This window comes from Caproiciproducens sp. (assembly GCF_053840905.1).
In genome coordinates, this window is the sequence record NZ_JBNLXQ010000009.1 from 17,232 (window position 1) to 32,631 (window position 15,400).

Here is a 15,400-nt window from a genome sequence, read left to right on the forward strand (position 1 = left end):
GAGTCCTCTTATACAAATGATGTTTCAAAATACTGAAAAACAAAATTCCCCTCACGATAAAAGGGCTGCAAAGAGAAAAGACAACCTCAATAAAGAACAAAGGAGATCAGAATCATGGAGAGCAAAATTGCAAACGCCGTCAACCTTCGTTACTCGCCCGTAGCCGTTCTTTTTTCCGACAGCAAGCCGGAAGGCGCCCTGCAGTTCGCGCAGGGCCGTCACGGCTGCGTGGCGGCAATGCTGATGTCCGCGGCGAAAGGAAGAACCGCCGCTTTTGACCGTCAGACGTTCGGCTGTCTGGGCGGGGGGACCGGGCTTGGCTTTGGCAACCAGTACACCAAATTTCCCGGCGGAATCGAGTATTACCTTTCGACGGGCAATCAGGAATTTGCCCGCAGCGAGGCCGCCAAAAATTTTCACACCTCCACCCCGCTGGATATAGGGGAAAGATATTATAAGACCCCGGAACTGGCAAAAAAGTTCATCGATTCCCTGCCTATGACGGACGTCCCGACCGAATACGTCCTGTTTCAGCCGCTGGAACAGGTGGACGGGAACGAAACGCCCGAGGACGTCGTATTCCTGGCAAATCCGGACCAGCTTTCCGCGCTGATCGTCCTGGCCCACTACGACAGGGAAGCCGGGGAAACGGAAACCGTGATCGCCCCCTTCGGCGCCGGATGCCACAGCGTGTGCATCCTGCCGTTTGCCCAGGCAAAAAAGGAACATCCCAGCGCGATTATCGGCATGACGGATATCTCTGCGAGAAAATACATCGATAAGGACCTGCTCTCGTTTGCCGTCCCCTATCAGATGTTTTTGCAGATGGAAAACAACGCGGAGGGCAGTTTCTTGCAGGGCGCGACCTGGGCGAAGGTATTGGAGAGAAACCAATAACACAGATCATTCTATCTACAGACAGGCGGCGGACAGGATTTTATCCTGCCCGCCGCTTTCCTTTTACGCTTATTCGCTTTTTGTGCCGGTGTAGACGAGAACCGCGTCACGCAGAAACGCGGCCAGCCCTGGCTGGTGCTTGTCATAATAGGCGGTGAAGCGCGGATCGTCCACATACATCTGCGCGACCCCGGCGTGCGCTTCCCTGCTGTAGCTGTCCCAATAGAAGGTCAGCCACTGACGGTGCAGGTCCGCCGCCCGCTGCGCAAGCTCCCGGCGGGGTCCCCCGTCCGGTAGGCGCTGAGAAGCGTCTGCATGATTTCCTCACCCAGGGCGGTAACCCGGCCGTACTCTTCCCGCGTCATATTCTTCAGCTTCCGGTTGGTTCTGTCTACCGCTTCTTCTCCGTACTTCTCACAGATTTCCGCTCCATATTTCCGTTCGTTTTCGTCAACGAGCTTCTGCTTAAAGCCTTCAAATTTTTCCTGATCGGCCATATCTGTCTCTCCTTTCGCGTAAGCCAGTGTTTTTTCCACATTGGCGATGAGCGCGTCGAGCCGCACCCTTTTGGCAAGGAGCTTCTCACGGTGGGAACCCAGCGCGTCCTTCACGGCAAAATCCGGTGCGCTGAGGATCTTCCCTATTTCCTCCAGGCTGACGTCCAGCTCACGGTAAAACAGGATCTGCTGCAGGCGGTCGACCTGATCCTGCCCGTAGATACGGTATCCGGATGAGTTGATCCTCGCCGGCTTGAGAAGATTGATCTCATCATAGTACCGCAGCGTACGTGTGCTGACACCCGACAGCCGCGCCAGCTTCTGAATCGTGTATTCCATGAAATCCCCTCCCTGCAAAAAGATCATACACCTTTCCGTTGCGTCAATGTCAATAGCCTGTTTTTTCCAGTCGATTTTTTATTTTTGCTTTTACCGCTGTGTTCTTTTTTGGGCAGGAATACGCCGGAATCTCCTCTCATATACTGGTAGAAAGCGGTTCTGTGCAAAGAAAGGACAGCCGCTTACCGCCATTTTATAAGGAAAAGGTGTGATGGATTTGGTGATACATATCGTGCGGCAGGGGGACAGCATCTATTCCCTCTCCAGACGCTACGGCGTTTCCATACAGAAAATCATTGCCGACAACAGCCTGGAAAATACGGAACGGCTGATGATCGGGCAGGCGATTGTGGTGGACGCGGACAGTGTCGACCACACCGTGGCTTCCGGAGAGTCGCTGTATTCCATTGCCCGGCGCTACGACACCACGGTGTTCCGCATTCTGAGCGCGAATCCCTCTATCACCGACCCCTCCAGAATCAGGGCAGGCCAGGTCATTACGATTCCTCTTTCCACCGAAAAGCTGGGAACCATCGATGTAAACGGATACGCTTTCCCAAACATCAACACCACTACGCTCGAAAACACCCTGCCCCATCTCACCTATCTCAGCATTTTCAGCTATCAGGTCCGTCCGGACGGCAGTCTGGCCCCCATACAGGATACCCCGCTGATTCAGGCCGCATGGAATCAGAATGTCGGTCCCATGATGGTCATTACCAACATTCAGGAGGGAGCCAGCTTTAACAGTGATCTGGCCCATACCATTCTGGCGAATCCGGATATTCAGAATACCCTTTTGGAAAATATCGTAAGGACGCTGAACGCAAAACAATATTACGGGCTGGATATCGATTTTGAATATATCTTTCCAAATGATAAGAACAACTATAACAGCTTTATCAAAAAGGTCGTCGACAGGCTGCGTCCGCTGGGCTATATCGTTACCACCGCTCTCGCGCCGAAAACCAGCGAGGGACAGACGGGGCTGCTGTACGAGGCGCACGACTATGCCGCGCACGGCACCCTGGTGGACCACGTCATCCTGATGACCTACGAATGGGGCTACACCTATGGGCCGCCCCGCGCGGTCGCCCCGGTCAATCTGGTGGAGAACGTGCTGCAATACGCCGTTTCCGTCATTCCCAGCAAAAAGATCCTGATGGGGATTCCCAATTACGGCTACGACTGGACGCTGCCCTTCGTTCAGGGCAGCGCCGCCCGCTCCCTGACCAACCCCGGCGCCGTCAGCCTCGCGTCCAGAGTGGGCGCGCAGATCATGTTCGACGAGGAGGCACAGTCCCCCTTCTTCAATTACTATGAAAACGGAAAACAGCACGTCGTCTGGTTCGAGGATGCCCGAAGCATTCAGGCAAAGCTCAGGCTGGTGGATCAATACAATCTGGGAGGTGTCAGCTACTGGACCATCAACAGTTTCTTCCCCCAGAACTGGATCGTGCTGAACTCCATGTACAATGTCAGAAAAGTAAGATAAGCAGAAAGAAGGGCCTGAGCGGGATGCTCAGGCCCTTCTTTCCGTTACAGCCATGAACGGTTTTTTCTGATATAGAGGGACTTGACGATCTGCGCAAACAGGGTATATCCCAGTACAATCACCGCCAGCCAGCCGAAATAGGGAAGCGGCAGAGCCGCCAGCCCAAGATATTCGCCGAGCGGCGTAAACGGGATCGCTACGCCGATCGCCATAATCACCGTAGTCAGAAGGACAACGGGAGAAGCCGCGCGGCTCTGGATAAACGGCAGCTTCGGCGTGCGGATCAGGTGGACGATCAGCGTCTGCGAGATCAGGCTTTCCACAAACCAGCCGGCGTTGAACAGCGCGACCAGCGCCGGATTGGAGGCCGTATTGCAGCCGAACACAAACCACATCAGCAAATAAGTCGCAATATCGAACACGGAGCTGACCGGTCCGATAAAGATCATGAATTTGCCGATGCTCGAAGCCTCCCATTTGCGCGGCACGCGCAGGTAGTCCTCATCCATATTGTCCCACGGGATGGAAATCTGGGAAATGTTGTACAGAAGGTTCAGCACCAGAATCTGTACCGGCATCATCGGCAGAAACGGCAGGAATGCGCTGGCAACAAGCATGGAAAGCATATTGCCAAAATTGGAGCTTGCCGTCATCTTAATGTATTTGATGATATTTCCGAATATTTTTCTTCCCTCAATCACACCGTGCTCCAGGACCATCAGGTCTTTTTCCAGCAGGATGATGTCGGCGCTCTCCTTGGCGATGTCCACCGCGGTATCCACGGAAATCCCGACGTCCGCCTTGCTCAGCGCCTGCGCGTCATTGATGCCGTCGCCCATAAACCCGACGGTATGGCCCAGCTCCTGCAGCGCGTCGACAACGCGCGCCTTCTGAACGGGGGAAAGCTTCGCGAAAACAGTGGTATCCTCCACCTGCTTCAAGAGCTCGCCCTCGCTCATTTTCTCCAGTTGGGAGCCCAGCAGGATTTTGTCAACCGGCAGGCCGACCTCGCCGCAGATTTTCTGCGTAACCCCTTCATTGTCGCCGGTCAGCACCTTGACCTGTACCCCGTACTCCTTCAGGGCCCGTATGGCGGTGGCGGCGGATTCCTTCGGCGGGTCCAAAAGGCCGAGATAGCCCATCAGCGTCATGCCGCTTTCGTCCTTGACGCCGAAAACACCCTCCACGGCCGGATTCTTTTTCTGCGCGACCGCAATCACTCTCATTCCCTGTGCGTTGAGCTCGTCCGTCATGCGCACGACCTGTTGGCGCAGCTCACCGGTCAGCGGGACAACCTCCCCGTCGTATTCGCAGAAGGAACAGATCTCCATGACCTCTTCCACGGCGCCCTTTGTGATCACCTGCGCCTCTCCGGTTCTGTTTTTCAGCACGACGCTCATTCTGCGGCGGGAAAAGTCAAACGGAATCTCATCGACCTTTGTGTATTCGTTGTTCAGATAGGTGATGCTCTCTTCTCCGGCCTTCTCAATGACGGCCAGATCGATCAGATTTTTCAGCCCGGTCTGGAAATAGCTGTTCAGGTAGGCGTGCTTCAGGACTCGGATGTCTTCCTCTCCCTGCACGTTCAGATGGCGCTCGATAATGATCTCGTCGCGCGTCAGCGTACCGGTTTTATCGGTGCAGAGGATATCCATCGCGCCGAAATTTTGGATGGAATTCAGGTGCTTGACCACCGTCTTCTGGCGCGACATACTGACGGCGCCCTTGGCAAGGTTGGTGGTCACGATCATCGGCAGCATCTCCGGCGTCAGGCCGATGGCGACCGAAATGGCAAACAGCAGCGCTTCGATCCAGTCGTGCTTCGTGATACCGTTGATCAGGAAGACGACCGGCACCATCACCAGCATGAAGCGGATCAGAAGATAGCTGACGGCGTTGACGCCCTTGTCAAAGCTGGTGGGCGCGCGGTCGCCCGAAAGCTCCCTGGCCATATTGCCGAAATAGGTGAAATCTCCGGTGGCGAGCACAACGGCGGTAGCGGCGCCGCTGATAACGTTGGTCCCCATAAAGCAGATATTCCGCAGATCGAACAGGTTGTGCCCCTCCGTGGCCTTATCCGGCTCCGGATACTTCTCCACCGGTTCGGCTTCTCCGGTCAGGGCGGACTGGCTGACGAACAAATCCTTCGCCTTCAAAATCCGCACGTCCGCCGGAATCATGTCGCCGCCGGACAGCACAACGATATCGCCGGGCAGCAGCTCCGCCATCGGAATCTCTTCCCGGCCGTTTTCGCGGCGGATCACCGTCGCGGTCGTCTTGACCATGGATTTCAGCCCTTCCGCTTCCTTTCCGGAACGGAATTCCTGAAAGAAGCGCAGCCCCCCGCTTACCAGGACCAGAAAAAGAATGACGATCACGGCCGCCGGGCTTTTTTCGTCCGGCTTCGCGAGGACCACCTCCGTCAGGAAGGAAATCGCGGCAATGATCAGCAGGACGAGGGTGAACGGGTTGACAAAGGCTTTCATCAGCTGCACGTACCACGGCTTTGGTTTTTCATGGGAAATCTCATTGCTTTTGTACTCTTCGGAAAACATTTCCACATCGACAATGTCCAGTCCCTTTTCCCTCGTTTTCAGGGCGGAGAGCAGCATGTATTTCTCCATTCTGGAGTACTCCGCCAGCTTTTGCGCAATGGCCTGCGCGCTGATTCCGGTTGCCTGCAATTTATTCTTTTTCATTTTTGCACCTCTCTTTCAGAAATGAATCAAGCATAGAAATCCCCCTGCCGGATTTTGTGAGGCAGGGGGACAATAAACCGTATTGCTATCACATACTATTCAACTACAAGCAGATGATAGCCTCTTTTCTTCGATAAGTCAAGACCAAACCGAAAAATCAGTTTTTCAGGTAGGCAGGCTGTGCCTTGACGTCCTCGGCGTAATCCGGAACGAGCGAAGGCAGACGCAGCCTGCGCTCCAGGCACTCCGACCCGATGCCCGTCGACGAGAACATCAGCAGGAACATCATCCCCGTCTGGATCCAGAAAATCGTAACGTCGGTAAGGCCGTGCACGAAGACTGCAACGACGGCGGCAAGGACAAGAATATTCAGGTCCCTGCCCAGATTGTTCTTAAACCGCAAAGCCAGCAGTTTCAGCTGCATAGCCGCATAAAAGCCGATTGCGCCGAACCCGATAAAGCCGAAATTCAACAGGGTGTCCAACAGCAGATTATGGCAATGGTAGGTTTTGTACCCGCCCAGCTGCTCACAGATCATCTGATAGGAAAGTGCCCCGGTTCCCAAAAACGGATGGCGTACAATCCCCTTGATCGCGGTTGTCCAAATTGAAATCCGCTGTCCGCAGGTGCTGTCGATCGCTTCCAGCCCCCTTGGAAAAATCGACGGAAAAACAAGGCTGACGGAAATAAAGGCAGCCGCAAGCAGCACCAGACCGGCCGCCAGCCTGTATCTCCTCTTGTAGAGCAGGACGGTCATAACCGCGCACGCGGTGGCGACGAAGGCCGAAAGGCTCGCCGACAGATAAAGCCCGACCAGGTTGATGCCGATAACGCCCAGATAAAAGTTTTTGTTCTTTGCTTTTGTAAAAATCCGATAGATGGCAATAATGATAATAAATTCAATCATCATGCCGTAGCAGTTCGCGTTGTGGAACGCGGAAACCGGGCGGTATCGGGGCGCGGCGCCGTAAGCAGTGATCTTCTGAAAAACCGCGATCAGCGCGCACCAGATACTCGCAATACAGGACACATCCATGACCTGATCGAAAAGCCGGCGCGTCATGACGCTTCTGACATAAAAGGCGCAGGTCGCGGCGGCCAGAATCACAATGGCATAGAGCATGCCCCAGTAATTGTTATAGGTGGCGGACACAAAAAAAGGAATGATTAAAAAGCCGAGCAGATATTTGGAGTACGGAGACGAAAAAGCTTTCGTCCTTATTTTGCAGTTCATCATCGTCATCACGGCGATCCCGCAGGTTACGGCAACGCTGAAATAAAAGGGAGTAAAAATAGAGACTGTCAGCAGCAAAACGAGCAAACTGTCAAAATCCCGGACAGGCAGCTTTGTCTTCTGAAAATCAATGTTTATCATGCTGATAAGGGCCAGACCCCTTTCTTCACATATTCCTACACTGTTAAACGGTGGACCCAATTCATCCACGATATCTTATACCGCTTAATTATACTCATAATGCAAATACGAAACAAGGTAAATTATCAATCGAATATCCCGCTTGACCAAATCACAATTTGGTGATTTCGACGGAAATTGTTGCGAAATTTTGAAGTTTTTTTCAAATATTTATTACAATGACAAAAAAGCGGCTGACTATAGTATAATGAATTTCATTAAGATTAATACACGGACGGGGATAAATTCATGATGGATGCAAGCAAAATTTCCGGGCTTTCGGAAGAAGAAGCGGAAGCGCGGCGCCGGCAGGGTCTGGTAAACGGCACAGAGGAAATAAAAACCAAAACGGTCGGACAAATTATTCACGGCAACCTGATCACGCCCTTCAATATAGTAAATGCAATTCTCGCGGGCTTGATTTTAATGGTGGGCTCCTACAAGAACCTGTTGTTTATGGGCGTCATTTTTTCGAACATCCTGATCGGGACCATTCAGGAAATCAAGGCAAAAAAGACGATCGACCGGCTGAAGCTGATCGCCGCGCCGAAAGCGCATGTTCTGCGCGGCGGCGTCAAACGGGACCTTCCCGTCAGCGAGCTGGTGCTGGACGATATGATGGTGCTTTCCTCCGGAAATCAGGTCTGCGCCGACTGTGTGATCGCGGACGGCGAATGCGAGGTCAACGAGGCGCTGATTACGGGCGAAGCCGACCTGATCGTCAAAAAAAGCGGCGACCATCTTCTGAGCGGAAGCTTTATCGGGAGCGGAAGCTGCCTTGCGAAGGTCGAACATATCGGAGCCGAAAATTACGCGGCAAAAATTACGCAAAGCGCCAAATACCTGAAAAAGCCGAATTCCGAAATCATGACATGGATCAATAAAATCATCAAATACACCGGGTTTTCCATTATCCCGATCGGCTTGATGCTGTTTTACAAACAAATCTACATTTCGGGACAACCCTTCAACCGCGCGGTCGTCAGCACCGTGGCCGCGCTGATCGGCATGATTCCGGAAGGGCTTGTCCTTCTGACCAGCGTCGTGCTGGCGGTGAGCGTGCTGCGCCTGGCCCGCCACAAAGCATTGGTGCAGGATCTCTATTCCATTGAGACCCTCGCCCGCGTCGATACGCTCTGCCTGGACAAAACGGGGACCATTACGGAGGGAACCATGCAGGTGGACGCCGTTGTCCCCCTGTGCGACATTTCCCGTCAGGAGGCCGAGGACGCGATCGCCGCGGTGATGAAGGCGGTCAATGACGACAATCCGACCTCCAACGCTCTGAAGGCGCTGGACCGCAAGCCCCCCGCGTGGAAATGCACAAATACGGTCGCGTTTTCTTCCGCCCGAAAATGGAGCGGGGCGAGCTTTCAGGAAGCGGGCAGCTTTCTTGTGGGCGCGGGCGAGTTTGTCCTGAAGGACGGCTTTGAGCAGATCAGGCCGGAGGTTGAAAAATATTCCTCCCGGGGGCAGCGCGTGCTGCTTCTGGCCCACAGCAAACATCCGCTGGACGGCAGCGGCGTACTGCCCGCCGACATCTCTCCCCTTGCGCTGATCCTCCTGAGCGACAGAATCCGCAAGAACGCAAAGAAGACACTGGAATATTTTTCTTCCCAAGGCGTCGATCTGAAAGTGATTTCCGGCGACAACGCGGTCACGGTCGCCAATATCGCCAAAAAGGCCGGACTGAGAAAGGCCGACAGCTATATTGACGCGACCACGCTGAAAACCGATGAAGAGCTGAAGGAAGCGTCGGCGAGATACTCCGTATTCGGGCGCGTTACGCCGCGGCAGAAGCTCGACCTGATCAAAGCATTAAAAGGGCGGGGACGCACGGTCGCCATGACCGGCGACGGCGTGAACGACGTGCTCGCCTTAAAGGAAAGCGACTGCAGCATCGCGATGGCCTCCGGCAGCGACGCTTCCAAAACGGTTTCGCAGGTGGTTCTTCTGGATTCGGATTTCGCAAGCATGCCCCGCATTGTCAACGAGGGGCGCCGCTCCATCAACAACCTGCAGCGCTCAGCCTCCCTGTTTCTTGTAAAAGCGATATTTTCCGCGATCATCGCGGTGCTGTTCATTTTTTGCAGCTGCGACTACCCTTTCCAGCCGATTCAGTTTACGCTGATTAACGCCGTAACCATCGGATATCCGTCGTTTATCCTGGCGCTCGAACCCAACCGGGAACGGATCCGGGGCAGGTTTATTGTCAACGTGATCAAAAAAGCGCTGCCGGGCGCGCTGACAATGGCGCTGAACATCGTTCTGCTTGTGCTTCTTTCCGGCTTCCTGAATTTTACACAGGAGCAAATCTCCACGCTTGCCGTGATCATTACCGGATATACCGGCCTGATGACCCTATTTAAAGTCTGCATGCCGTTCAACCTGAAGCATGCCGCGTTATTTTCCGTCATGGCCTCCGCTTTTATCATTGCGCTGGTTTTCTTCCAGTCGTTTTTTGCCGTGGTGGACCTGACCCTGCCCATGGTGCTGGTGCTGGTGCCCATGTTCCTGGTGGCCACAAGCCTGATGACCGTCATCCTGCATATGATTGAAAAGGTGATCATGAAAAAAATCGGGAATTAGGCCTCATTCCAGTTTGATTTTCCGGAAGTAGGCCTCCGTCGTCATTTTGCCGGGCCGGAGGTACCTGCCGAGGCCATAAAGGCATTCGGGATCCTCCGTAATATAGTTCATCCGACTCTCGCAGGTCAGGCTGGCCTGAAAGCCGAGCTTCCGGATAATCGGTACCGACGCGCCGCTGATGGCGCCGAACGGATAAACAAACGCGCTGGGAGTATGGCCGGTATGCTCTTTTACTTCCCCCTGCATTTTGCTGAGGTCCTCTGTCAGAAGGGAGGTGTAGCTGCCGACGCTTTCTCCCCGTTTCATCCCGGCCCCGAGCCGGCCGTTTTTATTTTCATGAAGATTATAGGTATGGTTCTGAATTTCCACCCGGCCGGATGCGATCATCTCATTCAGCTCATCCCAGGTGCAGTGTGAATAATTGGCGTGCTCCGGGCTGACGCTGTCGGAAAACAGGTCGGTATAGTAGCCGATTGGGGAAAGCACCATTTTCATATCGTATTTTTCAACAAGAGGATAGGCGTAGAGATAATTGTTGTAGTACCCGTCGTCAAACGTGATCATGACGGGCTTGGACGGCAGCGGCTTCTTCTGATTTACATAATCCAGCAAATCCTGTACGACAACCGCCGTATAGCCTTTTTCCCGGAGATACCGGAGATCTTTTTCAAAGAGATCCGGTGAAATCACATATACGCCCTGATAGGATTTATCTTTCAGCATACTGTGATACATCAGAACAGGCAGCTTGATCCCCTTGCCGTTATCCGTCGCTTTGGCGGGGTTCACCGCGCCGAAAGCGATGATCAGTACAATGGCCGCCGTGGTGAATAACATCAGGGACAGCTTGCGGTTCATGCGGACAGTTACAAACATAGGAATTCTCCTCCTATGGAAATATATGGAGCGCGGCCGGCAGATATCACAAAAGGACAGGGCAAAGCCGACGCTTTGCCCTGTCCTTTTGAGTTTATCCTTTTGTTACGGACACAAGAAAGTTTTCTATTTCCCCGTAAACTTCCTGTTTATTGGTTTCGCTCAGAAGCGCGTGACGCGCCCCGGGGTATAAAATCAGGCGGACGTCGTGGCCGGTTCTCCTGAGCCTTGCCGCAACCTGTTTGACCCCTTTGCCAAAATCTCCGACGGGGTCTTTTTCGCCCGACAGCAGCAAAATGGGGATTTTCGGCATCTTCTTAAACCAGCGGGAAGAGCTGATCTCGGCCTGCAGGTAAACGATATCCCGATAGCCGGAAACGGTCAGATCAAACCCGCAGAGCGGGTCTTTCGTATACCTTTCCACCTCTGCCTCATCGCGCGAAATCCAGTCGTTCGGCGTCATAAACGGCGCAAAGGCCTTGTTGTATTTTACGGTGGAAAGCTTCGCGAAAAGCGGATCGTGGCTTTTTTCACCCTTCTTTTTGACAATGGCGTCGCCGAGCCGTTTCTGGGCGGTAAGCACCCCCCGGCCGGGACTGCCGCAGGTGCCCATATAAATCGCCCCGTCCAGCTCCTCACCGTATTGGGCGGCGTAGGAACGGGCCAGAAAAGAACCCATGCTGTGTCCCATCAGCACATACGGCACATCGGGATAATCCTTGCGCATCAGGGCATACAGCTTATGCATGTCTTTGACAAGGTTCTGGCAGCCGCCCTTGCCGAAATAACCGTACTCACCGCCGGCCGAAACCGATTTTCCGTGGCCCAGATGGTCGTTGATGGCCACGGCGTAGCCTTTTTCAGCCATTTGGCGGGCAAAATCCATGTAAAGGAGGCTGTGCTCCGCCATTCCATGGGAAATCTGCAGCACGGCCCGGACATCTGCCTGATCGGCAGGCTCCATAATCCGTGCAAAAATCCTTTCGTCATCCGCACAGGAATCAAAAGACATCTGTCTTTCTACAATATCCAATTGCGTCACCTCTCCATGCTGCGATTGTATTCTGTGTATTCATTATATCGCAGAAAAAAAGGAAAATGTGATACGATTTGTAAACAAATTTATACAGAAATATGATAAATGACCAAATAATGAAAAATGGTTCCCCCAAGCACAAACAAATGCCACACGGAGTGCATATATTTAACTTTTTTCCCCACTCCGTAAATCACCGCGCCGACTGTGTAAAACACGCCGCCGGCAATCAGGTTGAAAATAGCGCCCGGATCAAGGTGCGTGAGCAGCGGTTTGAAAAAGAAGATCACGAGCCACCCCAAGGCCAGATAGCAAACCATGGAAAACGTTTTGAAGCGCTTGAGATCGATCGCGTTGAGCACGATGCCGACAACGGCCACCGTCCATACAATCGAAAACATGACCCAGCCCGTAACCCCGCCGAAGCACAGCAGCGAAATCGGCGTGTAGGTTCCCGCGATCAAAAGAAAAATGGTGCAGTGGTCGAGTATCTGGCAGATTTTTTTTCCCGGGCAGACTCCGAGCGCGTGATAAAGCGTGGAAACCGTATACAGCAGGATCATGGTTACGCCGAAAACGGAATCCGCGGCAAGCGTCAGCGGATCGCGGCGCCCGTTGACCAGAAGCGCGACAAGGCCGGCGATCGCAAGACCGGCCCCGACCCCGTGCGTGGCGGCGTTGATCATTTCCTCCGCTACGGTGTAGCTGGGAAGCTCCAGCTCCTTGCGGCGTGCGGTCCTCCATTCGGATTTATTTATACTGTTATCGTTCATAATATCAACTTCTATCATAAATTATTTTATGTAGTATTAAAAACTATATAACAGTTTACAACGACTCTTTCCGTTTGTCAAGAGCCTGCCGAAACGCCTTCCAGATTAAAAGAAGGAATAAAGCTCCGGTTCGCCGATTCCATTTCCTGCACGAAGCCGTCCAGATTCAAACGGAACAGATGCTCCTGAACCTTTTGGTATTCCCGTTTTGTGATTCTGCGGTTGATTTCGGGGTAATCCGCTGCTTTTCCGCAGGGCACGTACTGCGCCATCAGGCTGACAAGTGCCCCGTCCGGAAGATTTTCGCCCAGCCAGTCCAGAACGGCAAGGGAGTTGCGCGTATTGCCCGGCAGAATCAGGTGCCGCACGATCGTGCCGCGCGTCATCATCCCCTCGTCGTCAAATTGGGCCGGGCCGGTCTGCCGCGCCATTTCCAGCACGCAGGCCTTCGCGCGTTCCGCGTAGTCCGGCGCGCCGGAATATTTCAGGGCGATCGGGTCGTCCGCGTATTTCAGATCGGGAAGATAGACATCGATCAGGCCCTCCAGCAGCCTCAGCGTTTCCAGGCTTTCGTAGCCGCCGGAATTGTACACGACGGGAATCCGGGATTTCCGGAGCTTCAAAGCCCCGATGACGGCGGGGACAAACTGGGTGGGGCTGACCAGATTGAGGTTGTGCGCACCCTGTTCGGCAAGGCGGTCGAAAATACGCGCAAGCTCCCGCACACCGACTCTTTTCCCCACCGCCTTTTCGGTGCTGATCCGGTAATTCTGGCAGAACACGCATTTCAGGCAACAGCCGGTAAAAAAGACCGTGCCGGAGCCGCGTTTTCCGCTGATACAGGGTTCCTCCCAGAAATGCAGCGCCGCGCGGGCGACGACGGGGTCGGTCCCCAGCCCGCAGAACCCGGCCCCTTCGGTTTCCGTCCGTCTGGCTTTGCAGGCGCGCGGGCACAGCATACAGCGCTCCGTCGTCATGCTTTTTCCCCCTTCAGGCACATCATCGCGGCAAGACCCCCGCGTTTTCCCCCGCTGGCCCGGTGGGACCAGAGCCACTGCGCGTTGCATTTTGTACAGAGCCGCGCCACCTCGATATTCTGTGCGGGCACGCCCGCTTCCATGAGGAGGCGCCGGTTGGCCTCCCATAAATCGACCGTATATTTCCCCCCGCCCTTCTCAACGATGAATTCGTGCGGACGGATTTCGGTCAGCGCGGCAAATTCCCTGCAGACGGGGGCGTCCACCTCAAAGCAGCACGGGCCGATGGACGGCCCGACGGCGGCAAGGAGCTCCTTCGGGCTGCTGCCGAACTCCCGGACCATGGCTTTGACCATTTCGGCCCCCATTTTGGCGACGGTACCGCGCCAGCCCGCGTGGGCAAGGCCGATCGCGCGGCGTTCCGGGTCGAGAAAGAACAGCGGCACGCAGTCGGCGTAAAAAGTGGTCAGGGTCACGTTTATTTCATTGGTGATCAGTCCGTCCACGCTGTTCCTGTCCTTCGGCTTCCAGACGCCCGTTCCGCGGTGTTCCGGACCCACCCGGCGCACAACCGTGTGGTGGTCCTGGGCCGACGCGACCAGCGTGGAGTAATCGAAGCCCGCCGCGGAGCAGAACCGCTGAAAATTCCGCACCACGTTTTCGTCGCTGTCGCCCCGTCCGAAATTCAGGTTCATCGAAGCGTATTCCCCTTCGCTCACACCGCCGGTCCGCGTGGAAAAGGCATGGCTGACGAAGCTGTATTTTTCAAAGGAGGGAAAGGTCAGAAAGACGACGCCGTCCCTTTCCCGCCGATTCATATTGTTCACGCTACAACTCATAAAGACGCCTCCCGGATTGATTGTCTTGATTCTATCATAACAAAAAAGGGAATGCAAATATCCGGGCGTAAAAAAGAGGAGGGCTTTCAGCTCTCCTCTTGAGGCCCTGCGTCCTCCGTTTTATCCTTTTCGGCATTGACCGGAAGGATCGTCTTTTTTACAACCATGCCCTCGTATTTCAGCTTGAACTGCACCCGGCCGTAAAACCTGCGGTGACAGTGCCAGCAGATGAACTCCGCGCGGTAGCTCTTGTTCTTGAGCTGCCATTCGCTCGTCCTGTGCGCCCGCCCGCCGCAGAGATCGCATCTGAAATGCAGATCGCTCCGTTTGATCAGCGGGTTGTTCAGATCGCAGACAATCAGTGTCTTGAAAAGAATCCGGTTGTAAAACTCATCCGTTGTCGCGTCCTGAACAAACGGCTCCAGCTGCCCGGGGGCATACAGCTTCTGAAAGCACCGCAGCGACAGCAGGCTGTCCCCCAAAGCGCGGTGATGGTCAAAGCCCTCCTCGTCGATATCCAGCAGCTGCGCGGAAGTGCTCAGGCCCATTTGCTTCGCCGGGTCGTAATCGAGCCTCTTTTCGCAGTAGGCCTGAAGATCCACATAGCGCTTCAGGAAGGGGATACGCTCGTTGCCGCAAAAGTAGCGGCAGTTTTCAATCAGCGCAAGGACATCCGACGTACCCCACGTCATGAACACCGCGTCGCCCGCCCATTTCCGGAACCGGCTCACGACCTGCATGAACTGCAGCCCGTCCTTCAGGTCCTCATTGGTAATGCTGGTCAGCGTTTTGATTTTCCCGCTGATTTTCTTGCCGACCTGCGGACGGATCAGAGCCTCAAAGGTATCGACCACGTTCAGGTCACAGTCCACCTTCACCGCGCCGAACTCGATGATCTCGTTCATAAAGCCCTTGAGCCGGCGGTTGTAGGTCCCGTTCCATTCCAAATCCAGTATTACAAAGCTCATA

11 protein-coding genes and 1 pseudogene are annotated in these 15,400 nt (G+C 54.3%); 3 read left to right on the forward strand and 9 right to left on the reverse strand.

From position 1 onward, the window contains the following. The first annotated feature begins 114 nt into the window (after positions 1-114). Positions 115-897, forward strand: a complete 783-nt coding sequence (locus ACQGQ5_RS10410; RefSeq protein WP_455736440.1) for a DUF169 domain-containing protein — start codon at positions 115-117, stop codon at positions 895-897. A 69-nt stretch (positions 898-966) separates the two neighbouring features. On the opposite strand, the pseudogene ACQGQ5_RS10415 reads toward ACQGQ5_RS10410, so the two are convergent. Next, positions 967-1,733, reverse strand: a pseudogene (locus ACQGQ5_RS10415) (MerR family transcriptional regulator). A 217-nt stretch (positions 1,734-1,950) separates the two neighbouring features. Here ACQGQ5_RS10415 and ACQGQ5_RS10420 point away from each other — a divergent pair. Beyond that, positions 1,951-3,228, forward strand: coding sequence for a glycosyl hydrolase family 18 protein (locus ACQGQ5_RS10420; RefSeq protein ID WP_275714319.1), 1,278 nt, complete (start codon positions 1,951-1,953; stop codon positions 3,226-3,228). A gap of 44 nt (positions 3,229-3,272) precedes the next feature. Here ACQGQ5_RS10420 and mgtA read toward each other — a convergent pair whose 3' ends face one another. After that, positions 3,273-5,927 carry a magnesium-translocating P-type ATPase gene (gene mgtA / locus ACQGQ5_RS10425; RefSeq protein ID WP_455736441.1) on the reverse strand — a complete coding sequence of 885 codons (2,655 nt, stop codon included), beginning with the start codon at positions 5,925-5,927 and terminating at the stop codon, positions 3,273-3,275. 157 nt (positions 5,928-6,084) lie between these two features. After that, on the reverse strand, positions 6,085-7,302 hold the full coding sequence (locus tag ACQGQ5_RS10430) for an O-antigen ligase family protein (RefSeq protein WP_455736442.1): 1,218 nt from the start codon (positions 7,300-7,302) through the stop codon (positions 6,085-6,087). A gap of 288 nt (positions 7,303-7,590) precedes the next feature. Here ACQGQ5_RS10430 and ACQGQ5_RS10435 point away from each other — a divergent pair, with 288 nt between their 5' ends. Then, complete coding sequence (locus ACQGQ5_RS10435) at positions 7,591-9,930, forward strand: HAD-IC family P-type ATPase (RefSeq protein WP_455736443.1); 2,340 nt, start codon at positions 7,591-7,593, stop codon at positions 9,928-9,930. Between the two features lie 3 nt (positions 9,931-9,933). Here the strand turns inward: ACQGQ5_RS10435 and ACQGQ5_RS10440 are convergent, their stop codons facing one another. The 6 genes from ACQGQ5_RS10440 to ACQGQ5_RS10465 form a co-directional block, all read right to left on the reverse strand. Then, positions 9,934-10,806, reverse strand: a complete 873-nt coding sequence (locus ACQGQ5_RS10440; protein WP_455736444.1) for a polysaccharide deacetylase family protein — start codon at positions 10,804-10,806, stop codon at positions 9,934-9,936. A gap of 94 nt (positions 10,807-10,900) precedes the next feature. Further along, the gene (locus ACQGQ5_RS10445) at positions 10,901-11,839 is read right to left on the reverse strand and encodes an alpha/beta fold hydrolase (RefSeq protein WP_455736445.1); all 939 of its coding nucleotides are present in this window, start codon (positions 11,837-11,839) and stop codon (positions 10,901-10,903) included. 89 nt (positions 11,840-11,928) lie between these two features. After that, a complete protein-coding gene (gene trhA / locus ACQGQ5_RS10450; protein WP_455736446.1) occupies positions 11,929-12,615 on the reverse strand; it encodes a PAQR family membrane homeostasis protein TrhA in 687 nt (228 codons plus the stop codon). A 77-nt stretch (positions 12,616-12,692) separates the two neighbouring features. Next, a complete protein-coding gene (locus ACQGQ5_RS10455) occupies positions 12,693-13,592 on the reverse strand; it encodes a radical SAM protein (protein WP_455736447.1) in 900 nt (299 codons plus the stop codon). Beyond that, complete coding sequence (gene pgeF / locus ACQGQ5_RS10460; protein WP_455736448.1) at positions 13,589-14,431, reverse strand: peptidoglycan editing factor PgeF; 843 nt, start codon at positions 14,429-14,431, stop codon at positions 13,589-13,591. Before pgeF ends, ACQGQ5_RS10455 begins: the two co-directional genes overlap by 4 nt. 86 nt (positions 14,432-14,517) lie before the next feature. Beyond that, positions 14,518-15,399 carry an exonuclease domain-containing protein gene (locus ACQGQ5_RS10465; protein WP_455736449.1) on the reverse strand — a complete coding sequence of 294 codons (882 nt, stop codon included), beginning with the start codon at positions 15,397-15,399 and terminating at the stop codon, positions 14,518-14,520. Between the last annotated feature and the right edge of the window lies 1 nt (position 15,400).